This window comes from Methylophilus sp. Leaf414, assembly GCF_001425425.1.
GTDB lineage: Bacteria > Pseudomonadota > Gammaproteobacteria > Burkholderiales > Methylophilaceae > Methylophilus.
Window position 1 is genome coordinate 269,870 of sequence record NZ_LMQQ01000003.1, and the last position, 24,479, is coordinate 294,348.

The following is a 24,479-nucleotide window of genomic DNA, read 5'->3' on the forward strand; positions in this document are numbered from 1 at the left end:
AATGCTCTAAAATGTTAAGGAGATAGCCTTAGTATAGGCCAGCTGAACATTGGTAATAATTCAAGTTGTTATCTTGTCAGGCAAATGATTAAAACGCGAATTGATCTGGAAATCATTGCGTATTATTCACCTATATTTGCACTGTCTCTTGTACAATTAAAGTATAACATACTGCTAAAAATCAACGATTGCTCAGGTAATTAACTCATGAATGCAACATTAAAAAAATATTTTCTGGTAGTAGGGATCATTTTCAGTCAGGCAGCACTATCCAATAGTGTGATGGCCGGTCAAACAAACGTAGAACTTCGCGAAATTAATCAGCTTTCAGAGCAGGGCAATCAGGCAGCGGCGCTGGATAAAGTGAACACTTATTTGTCGGCTAACCCAAAAAATGCCGAGGCGATGTTCATGCGTGGCGTCATTCTGGTTGAGCTCGGCAAGCGTGATGAGGCGATTAAAGCATTTACTGATTTGTCAGAAAAGTACCCAAACCTGCCTGAGCCATACAATAACCTTGCTGTGTTATATGCTGACCAGGGTCAGTATGATAAAGCCCGCAAAGCGCTGGAATCTGCGATTAAAACCCACCCAAGCTACGCCACAGCGCATGAAAACCTGGGTGATATTTATGCGCGTATGGCTTCCGAAGCTTATGACAAGGCACTGAAGCTGGATACTTCGAATAGCCGTGCACAAAATAAACTGGCGATGATCACCGATTTATTTGGTGGCAAGAGGGCAGTTGCGCGTCCTGCGACGACTGTACCGCCAACTGCACCTGCTTCTACAGTTATGCCTCCTAACAGCAATGCACCTACGGTGACGCCGCCAGCGACACCGGCGCCTACAACAGCAACACCGCCTGTCGCAGAAACCAAAAAACCGGTAGTGGTAGAAACTAAACCTGTTGAAGCCAAACCGGTAGAAACCAAGCCAGTGGTTGATAATCAGGAACAAGTGGTAATTGATGCAGTCAATGCCTGGGCGGATGCCTGGGCAGCGCAAAATGTTGATCGTTACCTCGATAGTTACGCAAAAGACTTTAAGACACCAGGTGGTGAAACACGCAAACAATGGGAAGCTACACGTCGTGATCGTGTCAGTCGTCCGGCAAAAATTTCCGTCAATCTGCAAAATATTGCTGTGAAAATGGAAAGCCAGACCTCTGCGAAAGTCACATTCAGGCAGATTTACAAGGCAACTGGCCTGGATGCTAACTCCAATAAAACCTTGAATCTGGTCAAAGAAGGTTCACGCTGGCTGATCAAGCAGGAGCGCGTAGGCAAGTTCTAATGGATGTATTGCGCTGAATTTGGTAGTAAACTCGTGAATAACGAGCAAATTCAGCGAGTTAGCGCGCAGTTTTGAATTAACGAATGTATAATATTGGCATGAGAAGTTTGAGAAAATATTGCTGTATCGCATTTGTGAGCGCAGCGCTACTGCCATGGAATGCCACAGCGGTGAATCACGAGGCGTTAACCGCACGCCTGTTTATACAAAATAAAAACACCGGTACTGTCGAACGCATGCTGGTGCAGACCTTGCAGTCTATCAAAGAAGGGCGCTTGCAACAGGCGCTGGACTATGTAGACCAGCTCCTCGCAATTTCCCCTAATTTCGCATTGGCTCATCTGATTCATGGTGACCTGCTATCTGCCAAGGCGCGTATCCTCAATGGTTTTGGCGATGTGAACCCCGCCAATTTAAACCGCATCCAGGATCTCAAAGATGAAGCTGAAATCCGTATCCGTAATTACTTTGATCGCAACCGTGGGTTGACCCAGCCAAATCTTCTGGTAGAGCTTTCAGAAAAACAAAGTCACGTGCTGTTTGTGGATACGGCGCGGTCCAGGCTTTACGTATATGAAAAAAGCCAGAATGACACGTTGAAGTATGTCGCAGACTATTATGTGACCATCGGAAAAAACGGCACTGGCAAAAAAGACCAGGGCGATAAACGCACGCCTATCGGTGTTTACTTTGCGTCGAAGAAACTAAATCGACCTCTGCCTGATCTATATGGTGACGCAGCCTACCCGCTGAATTATCCGAATGAGATGGATAGCTATGAACGCAAGACCGGTTCAGGCATCTGGATTCATGGCACTCCTCGCGATACTTATAGTCGTCCGCCGCGTGCCAGCGATGGTTGCGTAGTACTTTCTAACCCTGATGTAAAAGCGTTGCAGGACATACTGCAAGTAGGCAGTACACCAGTGGTGATCGGAGTTAACTTTGAGTGGATCAGCCCTGAATCTCTGAAACAGCAGGAGAAGACAAAATCTGCGTTAAAGGTTGCGCTGGAGGATTGGCGTAGAGACTGGGTATCGCAGAACACGGACGCCTATTTGGCGCATTACGCCGGCGATTTCTTTTATTCAGAAGGTGGCTTATCAAAATGGTCTGGTTACAAGCGTCAGATTCAGGCGTCTAAACCTAAAGTGAGTATTAATTTGTCAGAAGTCAGCATGTTTACCTATCCTAATTCAACCAAGAATATGGTGGTGGTGGATTTTGAGCAGGAATATATCAGCCCTGCACTTCGTGAAGTGATGAAGAAGCGCCAGTACTGGGTGCAAGAAAATGGGCAATGGAAAATTTTATATGAAGGATCAGCTTAATGCGTAAACTGTTAGCGCTCTCTTTGTTATGCATGATGACCGTCGTTTCGTCTGTAAATGCGGCCACACAAGTCACCTTTGAAACTAACCAGGGCAACTTTACCGTTGAAGTGTATGCCGATAAAGCCCCAAAAACGGTGGAAAATTTTCTGCAATACGTGAAAGATGGTTTTTACACCAATACTGTTTTTCACCGCGTGATTAGCCGCTTTATGATCCAGGGCGGCGGTTTTGATCGTGAATTAACCGAGAAACCGACACGCGCACCGATTATTAATGAATCCAATAATGGCCTGCTAAACCAGACCGGTACCATCGCCATGGCGCGTACCCAGGATCCTAATTCTGCGACGGCACAATTTTTTGTGAATGTGGCGGATAACCAGTTCCTCAATTACACCAGCCCGGAAGCAAGCATGATCGGCTATTGCGTGTTTGGTAAAGTGGTTTCCGGCATGGACGTAGTGTTCAAAATCAGTAATTTGCCTACCGGTAATCAACGCGGTTTTTCCGACGTTCCGATTCGTACTGTCATTATCAAGCGCGCGACCATCATCAGCGCCAAGTAATTTTTTTCAGCCTTTAAATCAATAAACGGAGAATGTTTTGGTAAAACTCACTACCAACTTTGGCGATATCACTATCGAACTTTATGCTGAAAAAGCACCTATCACAGTAGCTAATTTTATCAGCTATGTTGAAAAAGGTTTTTACGACGGGGTGATTTTTCACCGCGTAATTAAGGATTTTATGATTCAAGGTGGTGGCTTTGATGTCAACATGAAACAAAAAGCTACTGATGCCACCATCAAAAATGAAGCCGACAATGGTTTATCTAATGATAAATACACACTGGCAATGGCGCGCACCATGGTGCCTGACTCCGCATCAGCACAGTTCTTCATCAACGTAAAAGACAATGACTTTTTGAACTTCACTTCTGCGACAACACAGGGCTGGGGCTACTGTGTATTTGGTAAAGTAGTTGAAGGTACGGATGTTGTAGATAAAATCAAAGCGGTTGCCACTGGTAACCGCGCCGGTCACCAGGATGTGCCCGTAGAGCCAGTGATTATCGAAAAAGCAGTTGTAGTCGCTTAAGGCATGACCACCTGGATCATTTCTGATCTGCACTTGAGTGCGCAAAGGCCTGCGGTAACGCAGGCTTTTTTGCATTGGCTGAAAGCAGAAGTCGCTCACGCAGAAGCGCTCTACATTCTCGGTGATTTTTTTGAGGTGTGGGTCGGTGATGATGTTTTGAAAGACCCTCGGCAGGGTGCCGAATTTTTACCTGTTGTGCAGGCCTTGCGCCAATTGTCTGATAGCGGCGTCAAACTGTATTTCATGCATGGCAACCGTGATTTCTTAATCGGTGACGATTTTGCCAATGCATCAGGCTTGCAATTGCTTGCAGATCCCACACTAATCAAGATGGGAAACAAACGCATTCTTTTGTCGCATGGCGATGCGTTATGCACGGATGATACGGCTTATCAGCAATTCCGTAGCCAGGTGCGCAGCCCGCAGTGGCAACACGCCTTTCTGGCACAGCCGTTAGCCGAGCGGATCGTCTTTGCCGAACAAGCGCGTAGCCAAAGCGCACAGAACAAAGTTATGCAGTCCATAGATATCATGGATGTTAACCAGTCCGCGGTTGAGCAACTTTTAAATGAATTTGAATATCCAGAGGTTTTATTGCATGGGCACACACACAGGCCGGGTATTCACACCATATTGTTTGATGGCCATAAGTGTGAACGATGGGTGCTAGGGGATTGGCATGACACAGCTGTCGTCTGTCGAATGGATGACGACAGGATTGAACTAGTCACATTGCAATTAAATCCCTGAATTTAGTTTCTGTAATATCAATAAAAAAAAGCGCTCATTTAAATTGAGCGCTTTTTTTGGGAGCGGCTTTGTAAGCCTCAAAATGATCCATTGGATTACTTTTTGATCTGATTTCCGAACTCTTGCGGCCTGACTTGCGCTGCAATTTTATCCAGGACGCCATTGATGTATTTGTGCCCATCAATGCCACCGTACGATTTGGCCAGTTCCACGCCTTCATTGATTGCTACGCGGTATGGAATGCTCATGTCAAACATTAATTCGTAACCGGAAATACGCAATACTGCATGTTCGATCGGGCTAAGTTCTTCCAGTTGACGGTCAATAAACTGGCTGATCATGGCATCAATATCAGCCGTATGCTCAAGCACGCCTGTCAGTAATTGTTTGAAGTAGCCTTCGTCCGCTTTGGTGTAATCCGGGTCATCCAGACTATCAAACCGTAACTGTTTTACATCGCCGGCATTCATGCGGTTGCGATACAGCGCTTTTAATGCCAGTTCGCGTGATTTACGACGATTTTTAGTGCCTCTGCTTCTTGCTGAAGAGCCCTGCGGCTTATCAGATGACTTGCTTGACGGGTCTTGATTGCCTGAGGCGTTCTCCCGACTCCCTGGGGTCTTTTCCTGACTCATAGTGCGTTTACCAGGTTGGCCATTTCGATGGCTACCTGCGCTGCTTCGGCGCCTTTAACCGCAACGCGTTCTTCTGCCTGCTCATCGTTTTCAGTAGTGAGAATCGCATTCGCTACTGGCACGCCGGTATCACGTTGCACTTCAGAGATGCCTCGTGCGGATTCATTGGAAACCACTTCGAAGTGGTAGGTTTCACCTCGGATAATGGCGCCTAGCGCTATCAATGCATCATAGGTTTCAGTCAATGCCATATGCTGCAGCACCAGCGGGCTTTCCAGGGCGCCAGGTACGGTTGCCAGGGTGATGTCTTCGGCTTTAACGCCCAGTTTCAACAACTCCTGTTCGCAAGCGTGCAGCAGGCCTGTACCGATGTTTTCATTAAAACGTGAAAGAACGATACCGATTTTTTTGCCGGTACCGTCCAGATTTGGGGAGATTTTATTCACTTGGGAATCCGTAGGCTAATACTTAAAACGTGTATTTTAACCCAAACCGCAGGTATCGCGATTGATTGAATAGTGAGCAGGCTAAAAAGTGTTTGCTGATGCTACTTTTTAGCCTGTTTCTAGTCTTGCCTTATGAGGGTTTATCGCCGGCGAATTAGCCTAGGCAAACAGCGCCCAAGCCTTTTGTACCGTCATCGAGATGCCATAGGTGATTGGAATTAAAACTGCCAGCCAGGCCAGTCTGACCAGCCATGGCGAGCTAGGCTTGCCATCATTGATAGGCTTAACGTTTGTTGCGCCAGTTTCTTTGGATTTACCCAGGGATTGTTCAACAGCAAGTTCGGCATCGGTCATGAAGTATTTACTATCCACCGGCCTCACCAGCAGATTGGCAACGAAGCCAATGCCTAATAGCGCTGCAAGTGTCAGGAAAATCGGTGCATAGATGTCTGCAAACGGTACTTTCGCTTCCAGACGCACATCATGCATGTAGTTGACGATGACAGGCCCAACGATGCCTGCTGTGGACCATGCCGTGAGCAAACGGCCGTGAATTGCCCCTACAAACTGGGTGCCAAACAGATCAGCAAGATAGGCGGGAATGGTAGCAAAACCGCCACCATACATGGAAGCAATCACGCAGAATGCGATCAAAAACAGTGCGAGCTGGTGATGGTTGGCAGCATAGGTGGCGGTGATATACATGAATGCGCCGAGTACAAAAAAGATGAAATAGGTATTACGCCGTCCCAGTTTGTCTGAGGATGTCGCCCAGCCAATCCGGCCGAAGATATTAAATACCGAAATCAATCCGACAAAACCGGCACCTACAGCGGCTGCCGCAGCAGTCAATGACTCATCCGCTTTGATATCGGCAAAAGTCAGCGATGGTTGTGCGATCAGTTTGCCGCCAAAGGTTTCCTGGAGCATAGGTGCCGCGGCGCCAATAATACCAATCGCTGCTGACACGTTCATGCACAAGATCAGCCACAGTAGCCAGAATTGCGGCGTTTTATGTGCATTTTTCAGGTGTACATGTTTGTTCACCACCATACGTTTATGCTGCTGGTCTGGTGGTGTCCATCCTTCCGGTTTCCAGTTGGCGGCCGGGATACGATAGCCTAAAGAACCACAGGTCATGAAGATAAAATAAACAATGGCCAGAACGACAAAGGTTTGCCAGACACCAGGTTCAGTAGGCGTTGCAAACAGGCTCATCAGCTTGGTTGCGAGGGGTGAGCCTATCATGGCGCCGCCACCAAAGCCCATAATCGCCATGCCGGTCGCCATGCCTCTGCGGTCAGGAAACCATTTGATCAGCGTCGACACGGGAGATATGTAGCCAAGGCCAAGACCTATGCCGCCTATCACGCCACTACCCAGCCACATCATCCATAACTGATGGTGATAGACACCACAAGCCGAGATCAACAAGCCACCGCACCAGCAGAGTGTCGCCACCAGACCAGCCTTGCGCGGTCCTGCACGTTCCAGCCAGCCACCCCATAAAGCAGCAGAGCAACCAAGCAGTACAAAAAACAGGGTGTACATCCAGCCCAGGTCGAACTGTGTCCAGTTGCAATCAGTCGCAAATAAGGCCTCAGCCGTGCCTGCAAGCTTGTCTGAAAAAGTGCTTGCGCCAGCTGCACATGCAGCCAGTGGTGCGCCATCTGGCCCGGTCAAAGCTGTGCCAAGTGGTTTCCAGAACACACTGAACCCATAAGCCATGCCAATCGATAAATGTACTGCTAGTGCGGCTGGTGGAACCAGCCAGCGGTTAAAGCCTTTGCCTGCCGTAATATGTTCTTTTGACAGATTGAACAACATGTAATACCCCTTAAATTTCTCCCGGTAACATCTTGTTACAATTTCACCTAAAAGGCAATCCGCGCAAATTTAAAATTATGTGAGGTTGTCATTAAAATGTCACAATACATTCATAAACTGGCGAGCAATTAAAGAAGTACATTTTGTTGGAAATCCTAAAAGGGAGCGTCATGGCAGCAGCTAATATTTTGGTCGTAGAAGATGAGCCGGCAATCCAGGAATTGCTTGCATTGAATATCAAACAAGCCGGACATCATGCGATTCGCGCTACCAGTGTAGAACATGCGCAGATGCTATTACGTGAAACCATGCCTGACCTGATTCTGCTGGATTGGATGCTGCCTGGTATGAGCGGTATCGAGTTTGCCCGTCGCCTGAAGTCAGATGGTTTAACCAAAGAAGTACCGATTATTATGCTGACCGCGCGTGGCGATGAATTTGATAAAGTGCGTGGACTTGAAGTTGGTGCCGATGACTACGTGACCAAGCCGTTTAGCCCTCGCGAATTAAATGCACGTATCAAGGCAGTCTTGCGTCGCCGTGCGCCCCAGATGACAGATGACCCCATTGAAATCGCGGGCCTGCATCTAGACCCTACCACCCACCGCGTCACCGGTCATAATGTGCATATTCCACTAGGCCCAACCGAATTCAAGTTGCTGCACTTTTTCATGACTAATCCTGAGCGTGTGCACAGCCGCACACAGTTGCTGGATAAAGTCTGGGGTGACCGTGTATTTGTTGAGGACAGAACCGTGGATGTGCATATTCGCCGTTTACGCAATGCACTGGTGGCATCTAACCATCAGGATATGATTCAAACCGTACGTGGTTCCGGCTACCGTTTTTCGGTACATACTGATCCCGGTCAATAGTTATTTTGCCTAAAGCCTGCATGCCTGCAGGCTTTTTTGTGTGCGGGGCGGGGGGCACACTATCATAAGCGTTTGCGGCATGATACGCTTGCGAGTTCGTTTTTCATGTTCGTAATGCCTATGAAACCTGCGCCTGCCCACTTGTCGTCTGCTTCAACGCTGACCTGGTTAACACGTCTATTCTGGTTAGGGTTAATTGTCTGGGTCGCCTTGACTTTCAGGCAGCATGGCATCAGCAATGACGAGTATGTACAACATACATACGGCCAGATGTTGCTGGATTGGTACAGTTCAGGTTTTACCGACCAGGATGCTTTTCACTACCGCAACCTTTACCTGTATGGCGGTTTGTTCGACATTATTGCGGCTGCGCTAGACCCCTATGTGCCCATTATGATTTGGGACATCCGCCACTTACTCTCCGCCTTGTTCGGCCTGCTGGGTTTTTACGGTGTTTCGCGTTTTGCCTATTTATTAGGCGGCCAGCGCCTGGCCTTAGTCTCCATGCTGATGCTGCTACTGACCGTATCTTGGTCAGGTGCCATGTTTACCCATACAAAAGACATTCCATTCGCTGCTTGTATGCTGTGGGCGTTATACGCTACGGCACTGGTGGTGCGTGATATGGAAAATGTCAGTGGCAAAGCCATCGTATTGTTGGGCTTTGCCGTCGGTGGTGCGCTAGGCTTGCGCGTAGGCGGTGCGTTCGCTGTGATCTATCTTATCTTGCTGGTAATCTGGCGTGCATGGCTGGATCATAAAGCGAATGGCTCACCCGTGCTGTCACGCTTGTTACGCATGGTGCTGGTGTTGTTGCCTGCTGCTGTATTGGCGTTTGTATTTATGGCCATCTGCTGGCCATGGAGCGTGATCGATGTCGATAACATTCTCGAAGCCGCTGAATCATTCTCACATTTTGATTTCAATATGCAGACCATGGCAAATGGGGTTATGTACAACATCAGTGATGTGCCGCGCAGTTACCTGTTCCAGTATCTGGCGGTGAAATTGCCGGAAGCCGCATTGCTCGGGTTAGCCACAATTCCGCTGCTATGGCTGGCATGCAGAAACGCTGTACAGGCCGCCGACATGAATACGCGGATTACTATGCATACGCTGCTGGCCGCTATTCTATTACCTTTAATGTTTGTGCTAAACGACAAGCCGGCACTTTATAACGGTGTCCGCCACTTCACTTTCTTGCTGCCATTGCTGGCGATTGTTGGTGCATGGGCGGTAATGACCGTGTATGACGCTTTTGCAAACAGCCGCTGGTCCGGCCGCGTAGTTTATCAATCACTCTGGGCTGGGGTCGTGGCTGGGTTAATGCTGGTTACATTTATCGATATTGTGCAGTTACATCCATTTGAATATGTACGACTTAACCGGCTGGTTGGTGATCAAAAGCAGGCGCAATTCAATTGGGAAGGTGATTACTGGTCTAGTGCTTTGCGAGAGGCCACGGATCAGTTGCAGGCGATGAAGCTGCCTGAGCGCTCGCAACCATATTGGATCGGTGCTTGTGTAGATACACCGCAAATTGAACCTTATCTTGATCACCGCTTTAAGGTGACACGCAGATGGGAAGAAGCTGACTTTTATATTTCAACCACCAATATGCATTGCCACGAAGTAATGAAGGGCAAAGTTATCGTTAATATTGAGCGCCAGGGTATGTCACTAGCGGTAGTGAAAGACAGGCGTAATCTGCAGGCGAATGATCGTTCAGCAACACCTGCCAAAAACTAGACTGAATCCGCTACAATCCCAATCAGTTCATTACCAGAATGTAATGCCATGACAATCACAGATTCTGCCCGCCCGACTGCCCAGCCGCATATTACGGTCATGGTGCCGGCTTACAATGAAGAAAAAAACATCGCCAGTACCCTGCAAAATATCAGCAGCGTCTTGCAGCAAATGTCGCCGTATTGGGACATTGTCGTGGTGGATGACGGCAGTCGCGACCAAACGGCGCAGGTCGTGCAAAGCCTGATAGATGTTCATCATGTCACCCTGGTCAGATTCTCGCGTAACTTTGGTAAGGAAAACGCCATCAGTGCTGGCTTAGGTTTTGCCAAAGGCGAGCTGGTGATTTGTATGGATGCTGATGGCCAGCACGCTTCAGACCTGATGTTTACCATGCTGGAAAAATGGCGCGAAGGCTACGACATGGTCTATGCCGTCCGCCAGGACCGCGAACAGGAGTCCTCGTTCAAGCAATGGGGTTCGCGCCTGTTTTACCGCATGATGAGTTCCAGCAGCCATATCGATATTCCGCGTGATGCCGGTGATTTTCGCCTGATGGATAGGAAAGTGGTGGATGCCCTGTGTGCGCTGCCAGAGCGCAATCGGTTTATGAAGGGCATTTATGCCTGGGTTGGCTACAAGTCGATAGGTATCCCCTATACACCTTTACCAAGGTTACATGGCGAAAGTGCTTATTCAAAACTCAAATTGATTGCACTGGCGTGGACAGGCATTACCAGTTTTTCCGTATTACCTTTACGGTTGGCCAGTTTGACCGGTGTGGTACTGGCGTTGATAGCGTTTGCCTATGGCGCAGTGGTCGTGATTGATGCTTTATTCTTTCATGAATCCATTCCAGGGTGGCCAACGGTGGTCGCCAGCATGATGTTTTTTGCAGGTGTGCAATTGTTGTTTATTGGCGTGCTCGGTGAATACCTAGCGCGGGTGTATGACGAAGTTAAAGGCCGTCCACCCTATATTGTTGCCGAAGTGGTGGAACCGCTAACGTTTAAACCGGAAGCAGCAGTAAAACCTTCGCGTCGTCGAAAACCTAAGGTTGATGCTTAGTTACTCATGCGCGCTTCAGTATTAGGCTTTGTCAGTGTCGGTGCAGTGGCTGCAGCGGTGCATTATGTAGTCTCACTGCTGGCACATGCGCTAGGTTGGTTGCCATCTGACGCGAACTGGCTGGGGTTTCTTGCCGCATTCCCGGTCAGTTACATCGGTCACCGCTGGTGGTCTTTTCGCGGCACACAAGCCAGGCACCAGCAAGCATTTCCCAAATTTTTAGCGGTCTCATTAACAGGATTTTTAGGCAATCAGGCCTTGGTTTGGTTGGCACTTACTTACACGCCATTGCCGTTCTGGTTTGTGTTGGGTGTGGTAATGGTGGTTATTGCGATGAGCACCTGGTTGCTTAGCCGCTTCTGGGCTTTTAAGCATGGCTAAAGTTAAAGTCATTGTCTGTGCGGATGATTTTGCACAATCTGCAGCGATTGATGCCGCTATTCTTGATTTGATTCAACGCGGCGTACTCACGGCCACTTCGTGTATGACCCTCAGCCCGACCTGGGCTAAAAGCGCTACTCAGTTAAGCCCGGAAATTCGCGCGAAAGCTGATATTGGCTTGCATCTGGATTTTACCCAGTTTTCGCGGACGTTGCGCTTATCTCACCCTGTGCTAGTGTTACGCAGCCTGCTTGGTTTGCTGGATCAACATGCAGTGCGCGCCAATATCCAGCAGCAGTTAAATGCCTTTGAACAGGCAACCGGCACCGCGCCAGATTATGTAGATGGCCATTTGCATGTGCATCAATTGCCCGTTATCCGTGATGAGTTGCTAGCGGAAATGCAACAGCGTTATGGCAAATTATCAGCCTCTGCACGGCCATGGTTAAGGATCTCCAGCCCGCCAGCGGACAGTGGTTTGAAGGCGCGGATGATTCATTGGCTGGGTGCAAAATCATTGCAAACCGCTTCTTTACAAGCTGGTTTTAGAGTGTCGCCTTGCTTGCTCGGGGTTTATGATTTTGAGGGCGATGCCGCGGATTACCAGGCGCATTGGTTAACCTGGGCCAGGCAACTCAAGCAATACATAGCGCCAACCCCACATAATCTTCCGCCAGTATTAATGTGTCATCCGGCCATGCCATTCGATAAAGCTGACGAAAGCGACCCGATTGCACTGGCGCGTATTATTGAATGGCAAGTCATGCAGTCACCTGATTTTTCTACCTGGCTTTCTAAAGCCGATATCAAACCTGTGAAAGGGTCGCATTGAGTAGGTTCAAGCATTGGGCGCAGCAAGCGCCACTCTGGCAACGCGCATTATTGGCATTAGCTTTGGGCGCTGTCACCGTATTAGGTTTCGCACCGTATTACCTGTTCTGGTTGCCCTGGTTGTCTTTAGCTATTTTGTTATTCCTCTGGCAGCAAGCCAGTAGCGCAGGTCAGGTATTTAAACTGGGCCTCGCGTTCGGCATCGGTTTATATTGCGTTGGCATTTACTGGATTTATATCAGCCTGCATGACTTTGGCGGTATGCCCTGGTGGTTTGCCGGATTCAGTACGTTTTGCCTGTGTGCATTTATGGCATTGTTCCCGGCACTTTCTGGTTATCTTGCGAAAAGATCTGGCAACCTGTTGTGGATGGCGCCACTTTTATGGGCACTTTCAGACTGGGTTCGCAGCTGGATTTTTACCGGTTTCCCATGGCTCACTTTAGGTTATTCACAAGCGCCATCCAGTCCGTTGGTGGGATATTTGCCGGTCATCGGCGTATATGGTGTTTCGGCATTGACTGCAGGGATCGCTGCCAGTCTGACTTATGCATGGCTGAATAACGCAAATCGTTTACGTGCATGCATATTAACGGTTGCACTTTTAGCAGTTGGCAGTGTGTTGGCAGTAATCCCGTGGAGCCATCCTGTCGGGCAACCTGTCACCGTCGCCCTTTTGCAGGGCAATATCAGCCAGACCATTAAATGGTCACCCGAGCAGGCGCAGCGTACCTTGCGGCAATATCTGGATATGGTACGCATGGCGGAAGCGAAACTGATAGTTTTGCCGGAAACCGCATTACCCATGCTGGCCGAACAGATTGATCCATCGTATCTTGCCGCACTCAAACAGCATGCCGTCAGCCAGCAAGGCGATATCCTGCTCGGCGTGGTTGAAGCAAAAAATAATAATTATTACAACAGCGCCATCAGTGTGGGCACTTCGCCTGCGCAATCCTATGCCAAAAGTCATTTGGTACCATTCGGCGAATACATCCCATTAAAAGGCGTATTCGGCTGGATATATGAGGACTTGTTGCATATGCCGCTCAGTGATTTGTCACGTGGTACTTCCAGAAAACCACTGCACATTGCCGGGCAAAAAATAGGCGTGAATATTTGCTATGAAGATGTGTTCGGTGAAGAGATTGCACAACAACTGCCGGAAGCAGAATTGCTGGTGAATATCAGTAATGACGCCTGGTATGGCCGGTCGTTTGCGGCAGAACAGCATATGCAATTTAGCCAGGTGAGGGCAATTGAAACCGGGCGTATGGTGTTACGCAGTACCAATACCGGCGCCACTGCCATTATTGGTCACGATGGACAAATCAGGCAGCATGCACCGCATGACGAGGGTCTGATTCTGGTAGGCAAGGCGCAAAGCTATCAAGGTAGCACCCCATATGTCTGGTGGGGAAATTACTTGTTTATTATATTGAGTGCGCTGGGTTTGCTGATAAGTCATCGATGCACTCGACGTTCAGCCTGAGCAATAACGAACTCACTGAATCAATGCTTAGTGATTGAGGAATAAAACCATGCAAGACTTTACTAAAGACGATGTTAAAAGTAACGATTCAGCATTCGTTAATACCTCTGGTATGGGTAAAGATGCAGTCATCCCTGATGGCGTGAAAGGCTGGAGCTGGGGCGCGTTTTTCCTGAACTGGATTTGGGCAATCCGCAACAGAACCTGGATAGGCTTGTTATGCCTGATCCCTTACCTGGGATTTGTCATGTCTTTCTTTCTCGGCGCCAAAGGCCGCGAATGGGCCTGGCGGAATAAACGCTGGAACAGTGTTGCCCATTTTAATGAAGTGCAGAAAAAGTGGTCATTCTGGGGTGTGGTGCTTGTTGTCGGTATTGCCGGATTAGGCATTGTGGCTGCAATTGCTCTCCCTGCGTATGTGGATTACCAGCATCATGTTCAGCCTGTCACTGTGACTACCTGACTGATCTTTCCTGTATAGAGTCATTCCGTAGCATTCTGCAAGTCTTTTTAGTAGGCGAATCATTTCGTGGCTACCTGTAATTCAGGTAAAATCTGCCTTTTGCATTCATCGGATCAGGCAAAATGGTGCTGACCTTTCAACAAATCATTTTAAAACTACAAGAATACTGGGATAAACAAGGCTGTACCTTGCTGCAGCCCTATGACATGGAAGTCGGCGCAGGCACCAGCCACACAGCCACATTCCTGCGCGCATTAGGTCCTGAACCGTGGAAAGCCGCCTATGTACAACCCAGTCGTCGCCCCAAAGATGGCCGTTATGGCGAAAACCCCAATCGTTTGCAACATTACTACCAGTACCAGGTAGTGCTGAAACCGGCACCGGCTAATATTCTCGAACTGTATCTGGGTTCACTTGAAGCCCTGGGTTTCAACCTGAAAGAAAACGATATCCGCTTTGTGGAAGATGACTGGGAAAACCCGACCCTGGGTGCCTGGGGCCTGGGCTGGGAAGTGTGGCTGAATGGCATGGAAGTCACGCAATTTACTTACTTCCAACAGGTCGGCGGCATCAATTGCAAACCGATCACCGGTGAAATCACCTACGGCCTGGAACGCCTGGCGATGTATCTGCAAGGCGTGGAAAACGTCTATGACCTTGAGTACTCACCGGGTGTGAAATACGGCGACGTGTTCCACCAGAATGAAGTTGAGCAATCTACCTATAACTTTGAACATTCCGATGTTGATTTCCTGTTCACCGCCTTCAATGCACACGAAAAACAGGCCAAGCATTTGATGGAAGTACAACTGGCCTTGCCTGCATACGAGCAGGTGCTCAAGGCCGGGCATACTTTTAATTTGCTGGATGCACGTGGCGCCATTTCAGTCACCGAGCGTGCAGCCTACATTGGCCGTATTCGCAACCTGGCCCGTGCAGTCGCTGCCAGCTATCTCGATAGCCGCGCGCGTATGGGTTTCCCGATGGCACCTAAAGAATGGGCCGACGAAGTCATCGCCAAACTGGAAAGCGATAAAGCAGAACAAAATAAGAAAGCCGCCGCATGAGTACCCGCAATCTGTTAGTTGAATTGTTTGTAGAAGAACTGCCGCCTAAAGCGCTAAATAAATTAGGTGAGGCATTCAGTGGTGTATTGGCCGAAAGCCTGAAAGCTTCCGGTTTGCTGGCCGATAGCAGTGCTGTGACTACGTTTGCTTCCCCTCGCCGCTTGGCCGCGCATATTACGGATGTGGCTGCCAAAGCTGCCGACAAACAAGTCGCGCAAAAACTGATGCCAGCGACTGTAGGTCTGGATGCCAGCGGCAATGCAACACCTGCGTTACTGAAGAAACTGCAGGCGCTGGGTGAAAACGAATCTGCGGTTGCCAGATTGCGCAAAGAAAATGATGGCAAAGCGGATATCCTGTTCCTGGATGCGACGCAATCAGGGGCCAATTTGCAGGAAGGCCTGCAAAAAGCCCTTGATGAAACACTGGCCAAGTTGCCTATCCCTAAAGTGATGACTTACCAGATCAATGACGGCTGGCAAAGTGTCAACTTTGTGCGTCCGGCGCATGGCCTGGTTGCATTGCATGGCGATGAGATTATCCCTGTTTCCACTTTGGGTTTGACCGCAAGCAATACCACGCTAGGCCACCGTTTTGAAGCGAAGAATCCAGTGGTGACACTCAGCTCTGCTGACACTTATGCGCAACAATTAGCCGACGAAGGTGCTGTGATTGCCAGTTTTGCAGACCGTCGTGCTGAAATTGTAAAGCAACTGCAAGCCGCTGCTGCTAAAGAAAATCTCAAGCCGATTGAAGATGATGCCTTGCTGGATGAAGTGACTGCGCTGGTGGAGCGTCCCAATGTGTTGCTCGGCCAGTTTGAAGAAGAATTTCTGGCTGTACCGCAAGAATGCCTGATACTGACCATGAAGGCGAACCAGAAATACTTTCCATTGTTGAACGCCAACGGGAAACTGACCAACAAGTTTTTAATCGTTTCCAATATCAACCCGGCTGATGCCAGCAAAGTGATTGGTGGTAATGAGCGTGTGGTGCGTCCGCGCCTGGCAGATGCCAAGTTCTTTTTTGACCAGGACAGGAAAAAGACACTGGACAGCCGTTTGCCTGGCTTGAGCAAAGTGGTTTACCACAACAAGCTGGGATCACAGGGCGAGCGTAATGAACGGGTGGTGGCGATTGCCTCTGTGATTGCCCAGCAAATCGGAGGTGATGGATTTGTGGCAAAAGTCGCGCAAGCGGCACGTTTATCCAAGGTCGATTTGCTGACAGATATGGTCGGTGAATTCCCTGAGCTGCAAGGTATCATGGGCCGCTACTATGCGCAGCATGAAGGGCTGGCCGATGATGTCGCCTATGCGATTGAAGACCATTACCGTCCACGCTTTGCCGGTGATGATCTGCCGCGCAGCCAGGTCGGTGTAGTGGTTGCCCTGGCAGATAAACTGGAAACCTTAGTCGGCTTATTCAGCATAGGTGAAAAACCAACCGGCGACAAAGATCCATTTGCCTTGCGTCGTCAGGCGCTGGGCATTTTGCGCATGCTGATGGAAACAGAGTTGCCATTGGCATTCGACAAGCTGATTGCGCAAACATTAACTGTATTTAACGGCAATGCTGATGTGGCGGAAGCGATCCAGGCATTCTGTTTTGACCGTCTGGCCGTTAACCTGCGCGATCAGGGAGCCAGCGCGCTGGAAGTGGATGCCGTACTGTCGTTGTCACCCAACCAGCTGGCAGAAGTGCCGCGTCGTTTAGCTGCGGTACAGGCTTTCGCTAACTTGCCGGAAGCGCCAGCGTTGGCAGCCGCTAACAAGCGCGTCAGCAATATCCTGAAAAAAGTCGAAGGCGAAGTCACGGCGGAAGTGAACTCCAGCTTGCTGCAGGAGCCGGCCGAGAAAGCGTTGCACCAGGCGCTGGCAAATACCAAACCAAAGGCTGACCAGCTGTTTGAAACCGGTGATTATGCCGCTTCATTGCAAGCCTTGGCTGCGCTTAAAGCACCAGTGGATAGGTTTTTTGAGGATGTTATGGTCAATGCTGAAGACCCTGCATTGAAGGCGAACCGTTTAGGCCTGCTGGCAACGTTGCACCAGGCTATGAACCGCGTAGCAGATTTATCGAAATTAGCCAGTTAATGTAAGACATTCCTGTTGTTCAGGAATGCCGGAGAAAGTTGATGAAACTCGTTATATTAGATCGTGATGGTGTCATTAACCAGGACAGCGCGACCTTTATTAAAAATCCTAACGAGTGGATCCCGATTCCCGGTAGCCTGGAAGCGATTGCTTTGCTGAACCAGCGGGGTTACCGCGTCGCTGTCGCGACCAACCAGTCAGGAATAGCGCGCGGTTATTTTGATATGGCGACCTTGAATGCCATACATGAGAAAATGCATAAAGCCGTCGCGCAAGCAGGTGGCAGGATAGATGCGGTGTTTTATTGCCCGCATGCTGCCGGTGACAATTGCGCGTGCCGCAAACCAAAAACTGGCATGATAAAAGAAATCGGGCTGCGTTTTAATCTGGAACTTAGTAAAGTCTATGGCGTTGGTGATGCCTTGCGCGATCTGCAGGCCTTTGCCGATGCCGGTTGCCAGCCTTATCTGGTGAGAACCGGCAAAGGCGAAGAAACCTACAACCTGGCCGAAGTGCCTGCAAATACCATTGTGGTGGCTGACCTGGCCGCTGCCGTGCAAGACATTATTGCAGGGGATAGATAATGGGTAATGCCGTGTTGTATGTGCGGGCGCTGTTGTTTTATGTAGGGCTGTTTGCATTAACCATTCCTTTTTCAATATTTGCATTGATATTGATCCCCATGCCATCAGCGGTCACGCGCTCCCGCTGGGTAAGTCGATGGGCGGACTGCGTATTGTGGTGGCTGAAAATCACCTGCAACTTAAGCTATGAAGTGAAAGGCCGTGAACATATTCCTGATTCGGCTTCAGTGATTTTGTGCAAGCATCAATCCGCCTGGGAAACCATCGCTTTACAATCTATCTTTCCACCACAGGTGTGGGTGCTTAAAAGAGAGTTACTGATGCTGCCATTTCTTGGCTGGGCACTGTGGGCGGTAGGTTCTATTCCCATTGATCGCAGTTCCGGCCGTGAGGCTTTGAAGAAACTGGTCAATCATGGCAAAGACCGTCTCAAGCGTGGGTTATGGGTGGTGATTTTCCCTGAAGGCACGCGTACTGCGCCGGGTGCACGTGGCAAATACCATATCGGTGGCGCCTGGCTGGCGTCGCACAGTAACAGCACCGTTGTTCCGGTCGCACACAATGCCGGCCGATTCTGGCGCAAGAGTTCTATCCTTAAATATCCTGGTGTCATTCAGGTAGTGATTGGTCAGCCGATTGATACTACTGGCCTGAAGCCGGATGCGGTGAATAAACTGGTGGAAGACTGGATAGAAACGGAAATGCAGTCTTTGTGATCGCCGCCATATGATAGACCAGGTGTTGCAGTTGCCTGACGGGCAAACGATTTCTTACCAGCTCGATCTGCGTGTGCGCAGAACCATAGGCCTCAAAATTACTGCTGAAGGCCTCGTCGTTCATGCGCCAAAGCGCATCAATGCTACCCAGTTACAGCAAGTGTTATTGCAAAAAGCCAGCTGGATCCAGCAAAAACTCGCATTGCGTGAAAATAACCATGTGAGCCCGATGCAGTGGGTTGATGGCGAGCCGCTGATGTTTATGGGGCAGGATATCGTGCTGTCGCTGCAGCATCACGCGACGAATAAAGCGGTTGTGCTGCAAGGCAACCAGTTACTGGTGAGGTCGCCACAAATAGATCAGCAGGCGTTTGTTGCCCGCAAAGTATTGCAATGGTTTGCACAGCAGGCGTTGCCGGACTTTAAACGGCGGGTAGAACTGCTAGCCGCCCAGATGGGTGAAAAGGTGACTGGCGTAGCACTTTCAAATGCCCGCTCACGCTGGGGGAGTTGTAATAGCCGCAGGCAGATACGCCTCAACTGGCGGTTGATACAAGCGCCGCCGCATATTATCCAATATGTGATTTGCCATGAGATGGCGCATCTGAAAGAGATGAACCATTCGGCAAGGTTTTATGCGGTGCAGGCTAGTCTGTTTCCCAATCATGTACAAGCCGAAAAAGAACTGAAAGCCTTGTCTGCCATTTTGCATCGCATGGCCTGATCAAACTTGGTGAGCACTAAACCCACTAGCGCGACTGTTTGATGACTGCCACCAACTGATCAAGTACCGCGCTCCAGCCTTCCTGAAAACCCATCGCCTCATGCCGCTGTTTAGAAGCTGCGTCGGCATGCAAGGCATATGCGGTATAGCGGGTTCCATTAGTGATTGCTTCCAGTACGATACTGGCCGTCATCATGAGTTCTGCGCATTCATGGCCGGGAGACTGTTCAGGGCTTTTGGCTGGCCTGAATCCGGGTTCCAGCGCATTGGTCCATGTCAGTTTCTTGCCGGGGATAACTTCAAGGTAACAGCCACTATTGGGAAACTGCTGGCCTTCTGGTGATTGCATGATGGTGCGGAAAAGGCCGCCTGGTTTCAGGTCAATTTCACAATCTATCGTTTTCCATGGCAGTGGACAGAACCATTGTTTGAGATGTTCCGGCGTCGTCCATGCATGCCAAATTTCTTCCGGTAATACATCGACTTCTTTTTCCAGTACCAAATCCAGTTCCGGGTTGATTGCTATTGCCATACGCACTCTCCTTTAATTTGGCAATTGGGCATAACGGTTACTTCTTGGTCGCCCTGATGCTGATTAGTTTATTCTATTCGCAAGCCATATCCCTGTGAAGATGGTGAGCATCCCCAGAAATTGGTACAAGTGAAAAGCTTCGTGCAACAGCAGCGTGGAAAGCACTGAACCAAAAATCGGCATGGCATGGATAAAGACACTCGCGCGTACCGAGCCCACCAGCGTCACCGCTTTTGAATATGCCAGCAGCGCAATCACAGACGGAAAAATGCCGATATAGGCCAGTATCCACAACGTTTGCGGGTTTTGCAGGTGTATGGTTGTGGTCTGCAGTTCCCAAACGCAAAGTGGTAACAGGAAAATTAAGGCAATCATCACCTGGCATAACATCAGCCCGGTTCGGTTGATAGATGCCGGAATGTCTTTCAGCCACAGGGTATATAAGGCCCAGAACACCATCGCCAGGAAGATAATCACATCTCCTTCTGCAAAAGCCAGTGTCAGCAGTATTTGCAAATCGCCGTGTGAGACGACAATCAATACCCCAGTCAGCGACACCAGTAAGCCGATTAACTGGCTGGCTGGTAATGTTTTCCGGTAAAACACAAAGCCGAAGATAGCGACCAGGAATGGAATAAACGAATTGAGGATAATGCCGTTGGTAGCACTGGTCGTATGCAAACCCCAATACACCAGTAAGTTAAAGGCTGCCACGCCCGTGATCGCGGTACCAAAAATAGGCCAGCGGTAAGCGTAATAATAGATGCGGTCACGCAAAAATGGCCGCAGGGCAAAAGGCAACAAGCAGGCGAAAGCAATGCTCCAGCGGATAAGTGACAAAGTCACTGGCGGCACTGAAGTGTTAATAGCGCGCCCGGCGATAAAGTTACCTGCCCATAATAAAGGCGGCAATAGTAGCAACAATAGAATGCGCCAGTTTAAGGTTGGTGACTGGTTGTCTGACAATGAGTAAATAAGCTAGATTAAGATACTGGAATTGTATGGAGGATTGGGATACCTGCAAAGCCTGAAGCATACATGCAAAAAGGGGCCGAAAGCCCCTTTTTTTAATATCATACGCCGGTATTAATTAAGCCGCGCCTAATTGCACCGGTGTCAACTGAATCAGTTTTTTGACCAGGCCCGGATGTTGTTCAGCATGTGCCTCTTTCAGGCAGGCTTTTGCGCAACTGACACATTTTCCACAGTCGGCACCGACGCCGAGCTGCTCTTTCAAATGCTTAACGGTTTTAGCGCCGTCCCTGACTGCCTGATGAACCTGGCGCTCGGTCACTGCATTACAAACGCAAACGTACATATGTTCTCTATTAGGTTACTAATGATAATTATTATCATTTATTGAGAGTTTGTCAAGCGTAGTTTGGTTCCGGCAAGGCGTGAAAAAAGCCGCAAAAGCGGCTTAATTCAGGAGATCTGAAAATCAGTGATTATTCAGATTCTATTTGTGTTTGCAGATAGTTAGGCAAAGTGACATCGACAATCAGGCGTTGCTGGGTTTCCAGCCAGTCAATGGCTTCTTCGCAGGCTTCCAGTAACTCAGTCAGTAAATCACGCGTCACATAGTCTTGCAATTTTTCAGCTTCGGCAATCGCTTCAATCAACTGCGGGCGCTGTACGTCCTTCTCAAAACTCAGGTCACCTTGCAGGCATTCCACCACCTCTTCACCAATCAGCAATTTACCAAGGTTTTGCAGGTTAGGCAGGCCGTCCAGAAACAGGATGCGCTCAATCACTTCATCCGCTTCTTTCATCACACGGATGGATTGTTTGTATTGGTAGTCGTTGAGTCTTTCCAGGCCCCATTTCCTGAACATGCGCGCATGCAGGAAATACTGGTTAATAGAAGTCAGCTGGTTTTTAAGCACTTTGTTCAACGTGCTGATAATGTGTTTTTCGCCTTTCATGCGGGCTCCTTAAACTGCAACAGCAGGGCCGTCGCCCATCTGGCTTTGGCAATAGTTTTCAATGCCGATCAGTTTGATCAGGCTTAACTGTTTTTCCAGCCAGTAAGCATGATCCATTTCGGTATCTTCCAGTTGCACCAGCAACATTTCACGCGTCACAAAATCCTGAGTTTCTTCACAGGCTTGCATGGCTTTTTTCAGGTGCTTGACTACGGCATATTCCAGGTCCAGGTCAGATTCCAGCATGGATTTCACATCTTTCCCAATATGGATTGGGTCACGCTTGGTCAGGTTAGGGGTGCCTTCAAGAAACAGGATACGCTGAATCAGCGCGCGGGCATGTTCACGTTCATGCAGTGATTCGTGGAGGATGCGTTGGGAAATCACACCCAGACCCATGTCGGCATACATTTCGCCGTGAATCAAATACTGGTCGGTAGCAGTAAGCTCTCCTGCCAGTAAATCATTCAGAATATCAATAATTTTTTTATCGCCTTTCATGACCGGCTCCTGTATGCATTTTCAATGAAATGCATGATACAGGAAAATGAAAAGTATGCAATAAAAAATATGATGTAACTTATTGATTTAAAATGAGTTTTTAAACACTAATATAAATGAAAATCGTTCTTGATCCAGTATTTCTCAGAATTATCGAAAGTCTGCTCAATACTAGATTAGCAGCTGCAAGTCATGCGCGATATTGGCCGGTTTTTCCCCATACCCCAGGTAAATGCGCGGTGCGCCTGTTTTATCAAATACATATAACCCTGCACTATGGTCCATGGTGTAGCCGTTCTGGCCTGCCTCACTCACTTTAGCAGCATAGACTTTATATTCGGCCAGGTTGGCGGCGACTTCCTCGGGTGTGCCCCGCAGGCCAATAAAACGTGCATCAAAGCCGGGTACAAATTGCGCCAGCACTTCCTGTGTGTCGCGCTCAGGGTCTACAGTCACAAACAGCACCTGCACATCATTAGCCTTGTCTCCCAGCAATTTCATGGTTTGCTTGAGGTCGCTCATGGTGGTCGGGCACACATCCGGACAGTGGGTATAGCCGAAAAACAGTACCACTATCTTGCCTTTAAAATCATTGATACTGCGTAACTTGCCGGTATGATCAGTCAAGCTTAAAGGTTTGCCAAACTGGGTGCCGGTGAGGTCAGTGCCGATAAAGTTGGCAGTTTTGTCAGGTTGGCACCCGGCGAGCAGGCCAGTCACTAATGCTGCGATTAACCAAAGCCACGTGAAACGAGTGCGCATACAAAAATCCTTGTAAATCATCATTGAAATGGATTTTAGCATAGGCGAAAAGCGCGCAGATTGGTTTACAATACTGGTTTTTGACGATAGACGGATTAAGGGCGAGTTTAAATGGCAATACCGAGTTCGATGGCAGACCGTGACGGCGTTATCTGGTACGACGGCAAAATGGTCAACTGGCGTGATGCCACTACCCATGTATTAACCCACACTTTGCATTACGGCATGGGCGTGTTTGAAGGCGTGCGCGCTTACAAAACAGATAAAGGCACGGCTATTTTCCGTTTGAAAGAGCATACCGACCGTTTATTCCGCAGTGCGCATATTCTGGGCATGAAAATGCCGTTTGATAAAGCGACCCTGATTGAAGCGCAGCGAGCAGCCGTGCGCGAAAACAATCTTGAATCTGCTTATATGCGCCCGATGGCATTTTATGGTGCCGAGGCGATGGGTATTTCTGCCAAAACCTTATCGACCCACGTGATTGTCGGTGCCTGGAGCTGGGGTGCATATATGGGTGAAGAAGCAATTACCAAAGGTATCCGCGTGAAGACTTCTTCTTTTGCACGTCACCACGTGAATATCACGATGTGTAAGGCTAAAGCGAACGGCAACTATATGAACAGCATCCTGGCACATCAGGAAGCCGCACAAGATGGTTACCAGGAAGCGTTACTGCTGGACGTGGATGGTTTTGTAGCTGAAGGTTCCGGCGAGAACATTTTCATTATCCGTAATGGCAAGCTGTACACCCCAGATTTAACCTCTGCACTGGAAGGCATCACCCGCGACACCATCATCGCATTGGCTAAAGATGAGCTTGGCCTGGAAGTGATTGAAAAACGTATTACCCGCGATGAGGTTTATAGTGCTGATGAAGCATTCTTTACCGGTACGGCAGCTGAAGTGACGCCTATCCGTGAACTGGATAACCGCGCCATTGGTGAAGGCACACGTGGCCCGATCACCGAAAAACTGCAAAGCCTGTACTTTGATGTGGTTAAAGGTAAAAATGCCAAATATGAACATTGGCTGACCTTGGTTTAAGTTCTTAAAGGTTTCAAGTCACTAAATGGCTTTGTGCGGGAGAAGCTGAATGTCTGATGTAAAAGAGTTTGAAGTAGACGGTAACGATTTGCCACTGCATTGCCCAACCAAGGAAGTGGCTTTGTGGGCTTCCCACCCGCGCGTGTTTCTGGATGTGGCGAAGACAGGTCAAGTAGCCTGCCCTTATTGCGGCACCAGATTCAAGCTTAAACCTGGCACACAAGTGCACCACCACTGAGTCTTTACTTAAATAAAACCCACGCAATGCGTGGGTTTTATTT

General features: G+C 48.9%; 28 protein-coding genes. 19 read left to right on the forward strand and 9 right to left on the reverse strand.

Going from position 1 to position 24,479, the window contains the following annotated elements:
- Positions 1 to 207: 207 nt before the first annotated feature.
- From ASG24_RS08165 to ASG24_RS08185, 5 genes are all read left to right on the forward strand, one after another.
- Entirely contained in the window at positions 208 to 1,296 is a 1,089-nt protein-coding gene (locus ASG24_RS08165) for a tetratricopeptide repeat protein (protein WP_055870007.1), read from the forward strand.
- Positions 1,297 to 1,379: 83 nt separating this feature from the next.
- Complete coding sequence (locus tag ASG24_RS08170) at positions 1,380 to 2,627, forward strand: murein L,D-transpeptidase family protein (RefSeq protein WP_055870010.1); 1,248 nt, start codon at positions 1,380 to 1,382, stop codon at positions 2,625 to 2,627.
- A complete protein-coding gene (locus ASG24_RS08175; RefSeq protein WP_055870012.1) occupies positions 2,627 to 3,196 on the forward strand; it encodes a peptidylprolyl isomerase in 570 nt (189 codons plus the stop codon). Before ASG24_RS08170 ends, ASG24_RS08175 begins: the two co-directional genes overlap by 1 nt.
- Positions 3,197 to 3,233: 37 nt before the next feature.
- Positions 3,234 to 3,728, forward strand: coding sequence for a peptidylprolyl isomerase (locus tag ASG24_RS08180; RefSeq protein WP_055827947.1), 495 nt, complete (start codon positions 3,234 to 3,236; stop codon positions 3,726 to 3,728).
- Between the two features lie 3 nt (positions 3,729 to 3,731).
- Positions 3,732 to 4,478 (forward strand): UDP-2,3-diacylglucosamine diphosphatase, encoded by a 747-nt coding sequence (locus tag ASG24_RS08185; RefSeq protein ID WP_055870014.1) that lies wholly within the window; start codon positions 3,732 to 3,734, stop codon positions 4,476 to 4,478.
- A gap of 95 nt (positions 4,479 to 4,573) precedes the next feature.
- Here the strand turns inward: ASG24_RS08185 and nusB are convergent, their stop codons facing one another.
- The 3 genes from nusB to ASG24_RS08200 form a co-directional block, all read right to left on the reverse strand.
- The gene (gene nusB / locus ASG24_RS08190) at positions 4,574 to 5,113 is read right to left on the reverse strand and encodes a transcription antitermination factor NusB (RefSeq protein ID WP_055870032.1); all 540 of its coding nucleotides are present in this window, start codon (positions 5,111 to 5,113) and stop codon (positions 4,574 to 4,576) included.
- A complete protein-coding gene (gene ribH, locus ASG24_RS08195; RefSeq protein WP_055870046.1) occupies positions 5,110 to 5,559 on the reverse strand; it encodes a 6,7-dimethyl-8-ribityllumazine synthase in 450 nt (149 codons plus the stop codon). Before ribH ends, nusB begins: the two co-directional genes overlap by 4 nt.
- 159 nt (positions 5,560 to 5,718) lie before the next feature.
- On the reverse strand, positions 5,719 to 7,386 hold the full coding sequence (locus ASG24_RS08200) for an OFA family MFS transporter (RefSeq protein WP_055870059.1): 1,668 nt from the start codon (positions 7,384 to 7,386) through the stop codon (positions 5,719 to 5,721).
- A 170-nt stretch (positions 7,387 to 7,556) separates the two neighbouring features.
- On the opposite strand from ASG24_RS08200, the gene phoB reads away from it, so the two are divergent.
- The 12 genes from phoB (at position 7,557) to ASG24_RS08260 (ending at position 19,431) form a co-directional block, all read left to right on the forward strand.
- Positions 7,557 to 8,261 (forward strand): phosphate regulon transcriptional regulator PhoB, encoded by a 705-nt coding sequence (gene phoB / locus ASG24_RS08205; RefSeq protein ID WP_055827933.1) that lies wholly within the window; start codon positions 7,557 to 7,559, stop codon positions 8,259 to 8,261.
- 120 nt (positions 8,262 to 8,381) lie between these two features.
- Complete coding sequence (locus ASG24_RS08210) at positions 8,382 to 10,010, forward strand: glycosyltransferase family 39 protein (protein WP_055870475.1); 1,629 nt, start codon at positions 8,382 to 8,384, stop codon at positions 10,008 to 10,010.
- A 48-nt stretch (positions 10,011 to 10,058) separates the two neighbouring features.
- Complete coding sequence (locus ASG24_RS08215) at positions 10,059 to 11,078, forward strand: glycosyltransferase family 2 protein (RefSeq protein ID WP_055870062.1); 1,020 nt, start codon at positions 10,059 to 10,061, stop codon at positions 11,076 to 11,078.
- Between the two features lie 6 nt (positions 11,079 to 11,084).
- Entirely contained in the window at positions 11,085 to 11,459 is a 375-nt protein-coding gene (locus ASG24_RS08220; protein ID WP_055870065.1) for a GtrA family protein, read from the forward strand.
- The gene (locus ASG24_RS08225) at positions 11,452 to 12,291 is read left to right on the forward strand and encodes a ChbG/HpnK family deacetylase (RefSeq protein WP_055870068.1); all 840 of its coding nucleotides are present in this window, start codon (positions 11,452 to 11,454) and stop codon (positions 12,289 to 12,291) included. The genes ASG24_RS08220 and ASG24_RS08225 overlap by 8 nt, the downstream gene beginning before the upstream one ends.
- On the forward strand, positions 12,288 to 13,781 hold the full coding sequence (gene lnt / locus ASG24_RS08230) for an apolipoprotein N-acyltransferase (RefSeq protein WP_055870071.1): 1,494 nt from the start codon (positions 12,288 to 12,290) through the stop codon (positions 13,779 to 13,781). The genes ASG24_RS08225 and lnt overlap by 4 nt, the downstream gene beginning before the upstream one ends.
- A 49-nt stretch (positions 13,782 to 13,830) precedes the next feature.
- Entirely contained in the window at positions 13,831 to 14,244 is a 414-nt protein-coding gene (locus ASG24_RS08235; protein WP_055870075.1) for a hypothetical protein, read from the forward strand.
- Between the two features lie 125 nt (positions 14,245 to 14,369).
- Positions 14,370 to 15,311 carry a glycine--tRNA ligase subunit alpha gene (glyQ, locus tag ASG24_RS08240; RefSeq protein ID WP_200936999.1) on the forward strand — a complete coding sequence of 314 codons (942 nt, stop codon included), beginning with the start codon at positions 14,370 to 14,372 and terminating at the stop codon, positions 15,309 to 15,311.
- The gene (gene glyS, locus ASG24_RS08245; RefSeq protein WP_055870081.1) at positions 15,308 to 17,407 is read left to right on the forward strand and encodes a glycine--tRNA ligase subunit beta; all 2,100 of its coding nucleotides are present in this window, start codon (positions 15,308 to 15,310) and stop codon (positions 17,405 to 17,407) included. The genes glyQ and glyS overlap by 4 nt, the downstream gene beginning before the upstream one ends.
- Before the next feature lie 41 nt (positions 17,408 to 17,448).
- Entirely contained in the window at positions 17,449 to 17,991 is a 543-nt protein-coding gene (gmhB, locus tag ASG24_RS08250) for a D-glycero-beta-D-manno-heptose 1,7-bisphosphate 7-phosphatase (RefSeq protein WP_055827907.1), read from the forward strand.
- The gene (locus ASG24_RS08255) at positions 17,991 to 18,707 is read left to right on the forward strand and encodes a 1-acyl-sn-glycerol-3-phosphate acyltransferase (protein ID WP_055870084.1); all 717 of its coding nucleotides are present in this window, start codon (positions 17,991 to 17,993) and stop codon (positions 18,705 to 18,707) included. The genes gmhB and ASG24_RS08255 overlap by 1 nt, the downstream gene beginning before the upstream one ends.
- A 10-nt stretch (positions 18,708 to 18,717) precedes the next feature.
- Complete coding sequence (locus ASG24_RS08260; RefSeq protein ID WP_055870087.1) at positions 18,718 to 19,431, forward strand: M48 family metallopeptidase; 714 nt, start codon at positions 18,718 to 18,720, stop codon at positions 19,429 to 19,431.
- Positions 19,432 to 19,456: 25 nt separating this feature from the next.
- Here ASG24_RS08260 and ASG24_RS08265 read toward each other — a convergent pair whose 3' ends face one another.
- The 6 genes from ASG24_RS08265 to ASG24_RS08290 form a co-directional block, all read right to left on the reverse strand.
- Positions 19,457 to 19,963, reverse strand: coding sequence for an SRPBCC family protein (locus tag ASG24_RS08265; RefSeq protein ID WP_055870091.1), 507 nt, complete (start codon positions 19,961 to 19,963; stop codon positions 19,457 to 19,459).
- A gap of 63 nt (positions 19,964 to 20,026) precedes the next feature.
- Complete coding sequence (locus ASG24_RS08270) at positions 20,027 to 20,887, reverse strand: DMT family transporter (RefSeq protein WP_235562357.1); 861 nt, start codon at positions 20,885 to 20,887, stop codon at positions 20,027 to 20,029.
- Between the two features lie 166 nt (positions 20,888 to 21,053).
- The gene (locus ASG24_RS08275; RefSeq protein WP_055827890.1) at positions 21,054 to 21,281 is read right to left on the reverse strand and encodes a bacterioferritin-associated ferredoxin; all 228 of its coding nucleotides are present in this window, start codon (positions 21,279 to 21,281) and stop codon (positions 21,054 to 21,056) included.
- A gap of 130 nt (positions 21,282 to 21,411) precedes the next feature.
- Positions 21,412 to 21,888 carry a bacterioferritin gene (bfr, locus tag ASG24_RS08280; protein WP_055827886.1) on the reverse strand — a complete coding sequence of 159 codons (477 nt, stop codon included), beginning with the start codon at positions 21,886 to 21,888 and terminating at the stop codon, positions 21,412 to 21,414.
- A gap of 9 nt (positions 21,889 to 21,897) precedes the next feature.
- The gene (gene bfr, locus ASG24_RS08285) at positions 21,898 to 22,389 is read right to left on the reverse strand and encodes a bacterioferritin (RefSeq protein WP_055870097.1); all 492 of its coding nucleotides are present in this window, start codon (positions 22,387 to 22,389) and stop codon (positions 21,898 to 21,900) included.
- 171 nt (positions 22,390 to 22,560) lie between these two features.
- A complete protein-coding gene (locus ASG24_RS08290) occupies positions 22,561 to 23,151 on the reverse strand; it encodes an SCO family protein (RefSeq protein ID WP_055870099.1) in 591 nt (196 codons plus the stop codon).
- 129 nt (positions 23,152 to 23,280) lie between these two features.
- Between ASG24_RS08290 and ASG24_RS08295 the strand changes: the two genes are divergently transcribed.
- Together ASG24_RS08295 and ASG24_RS08300 are read left to right on the forward strand one after the other, a co-directional pair.
- On the forward strand, positions 23,281 to 24,198 hold the full coding sequence (locus tag ASG24_RS08295; protein ID WP_055870102.1) for a branched-chain amino acid transaminase: 918 nt from the start codon (positions 23,281 to 23,283) through the stop codon (positions 24,196 to 24,198).
- A 49-nt stretch (positions 24,199 to 24,247) separates the two neighbouring features.
- The gene (locus tag ASG24_RS08300; protein WP_055870107.1) at positions 24,248 to 24,436 is read left to right on the forward strand and encodes a zinc-finger domain-containing protein; all 189 of its coding nucleotides are present in this window, start codon (positions 24,248 to 24,250) and stop codon (positions 24,434 to 24,436) included.
- Positions 24,437 to 24,479: the final 43 nt, after the last annotated feature.

Bases quoted from the DNA above. Each gene is read 5' to 3' on its own strand.
- ASG24_RS08165 (WP_055870007.1), top strand. From the start codon at position 208: ATGAATGCAACATTAAAAAAATATTTTCTGGTAGTAGGGATCATTTTC.
- ASG24_RS08170 (WP_055870010.1), top strand. From the start codon at position 1,380: ATGTATAATATTGGCATGAGAAGTTTGAGAAAATATTGCTGTATCGCA.
- ASG24_RS08175 (WP_055870012.1), top strand. From the start codon at position 2,627: ATGCGTAAACTGTTAGCGCTCTCTTTGTTATGCATGATGACCGTCGTT.
- ASG24_RS08185 (WP_055870014.1), top strand. From the start codon at position 3,732: ATGACCACCTGGATCATTTCTGATCTGCACTTGAGTGCGCAAAGGCCT.
- nusB (WP_055870032.1), bottom strand. From the start codon at position 5,113: ATGAGTCAGGAAAAGACCCCAGGGAGTCGGGAGAACGCCTCAGGCAAT.
- ASG24_RS08200 (WP_055870059.1), bottom strand. From the start codon at position 7,386: ATGTTGTTCAATCTGTCAAAAGAACATATTACGGCAGGCAAAGGCTTT.
- phoB (WP_055827933.1), top strand. From the start codon at position 7,557: ATGGCAGCAGCTAATATTTTGGTCGTAGAAGATGAGCCGGCAATCCAG.
- ASG24_RS08210 (WP_055870475.1), top strand. From the start codon at position 8,382: ATGAAACCTGCGCCTGCCCACTTGTCGTCTGCTTCAACGCTGACCTGG.
- ASG24_RS08215 (WP_055870062.1), top strand. From the start codon at position 10,059: ATGACAATCACAGATTCTGCCCGCCCGACTGCCCAGCCGCATATTACG.
- ASG24_RS08220 (WP_055870065.1), top strand. From the start codon at position 11,085: ATGCGCGCTTCAGTATTAGGCTTTGTCAGTGTCGGTGCAGTGGCTGCA.
- ASG24_RS08225 (WP_055870068.1), top strand. From the start codon at position 11,452: ATGGCTAAAGTTAAAGTCATTGTCTGTGCGGATGATTTTGCACAATCT.
- ASG24_RS08235 (WP_055870075.1), top strand. From the start codon at position 13,831: ATGCAAGACTTTACTAAAGACGATGTTAAAAGTAACGATTCAGCATTC.
- glyS (WP_055870081.1), top strand. From the start codon at position 15,308: ATGAGTACCCGCAATCTGTTAGTTGAATTGTTTGTAGAAGAACTGCCG.
- gmhB (WP_055827907.1), top strand. From the start codon at position 17,449: ATGAAACTCGTTATATTAGATCGTGATGGTGTCATTAACCAGGACAGC.
- ASG24_RS08255 (WP_055870084.1), top strand. From the start codon at position 17,991: ATGGGTAATGCCGTGTTGTATGTGCGGGCGCTGTTGTTTTATGTAGGG.
- ASG24_RS08260 (WP_055870087.1), top strand. From the start codon at position 18,718: ATGATAGACCAGGTGTTGCAGTTGCCTGACGGGCAAACGATTTCTTAC.
- ASG24_RS08265 (WP_055870091.1), bottom strand. From the start codon at position 19,963: ATGGCAATAGCAATCAACCCGGAACTGGATTTGGTACTGGAAAAAGAA.
- ASG24_RS08275 (WP_055827890.1), bottom strand. From the start codon at position 21,281: ATGTACGTTTGCGTTTGTAATGCAGTGACCGAGCGCCAGGTTCATCAG.
- bfr (WP_055827886.1), bottom strand. From the start codon at position 21,888: ATGAAAGGCGAAAAACACATTATCAGCACGTTGAACAAAGTGCTTAAA.
- bfr (WP_055870097.1), bottom strand. From the start codon at position 22,389: ATGAAAGGCGATAAAAAAATTATTGATATTCTGAATGATTTACTGGCA.
- ASG24_RS08290 (WP_055870099.1), bottom strand. From the start codon at position 23,151: ATGCGCACTCGTTTCACGTGGCTTTGGTTAATCGCAGCATTAGTGACT.
- ASG24_RS08295 (WP_055870102.1), top strand. From the start codon at position 23,281: ATGGCAGACCGTGACGGCGTTATCTGGTACGACGGCAAAATGGTCAAC.
- ASG24_RS08300 (WP_055870107.1), top strand. From the start codon at position 24,248: ATGTCTGATGTAAAAGAGTTTGAAGTAGACGGTAACGATTTGCCACTG.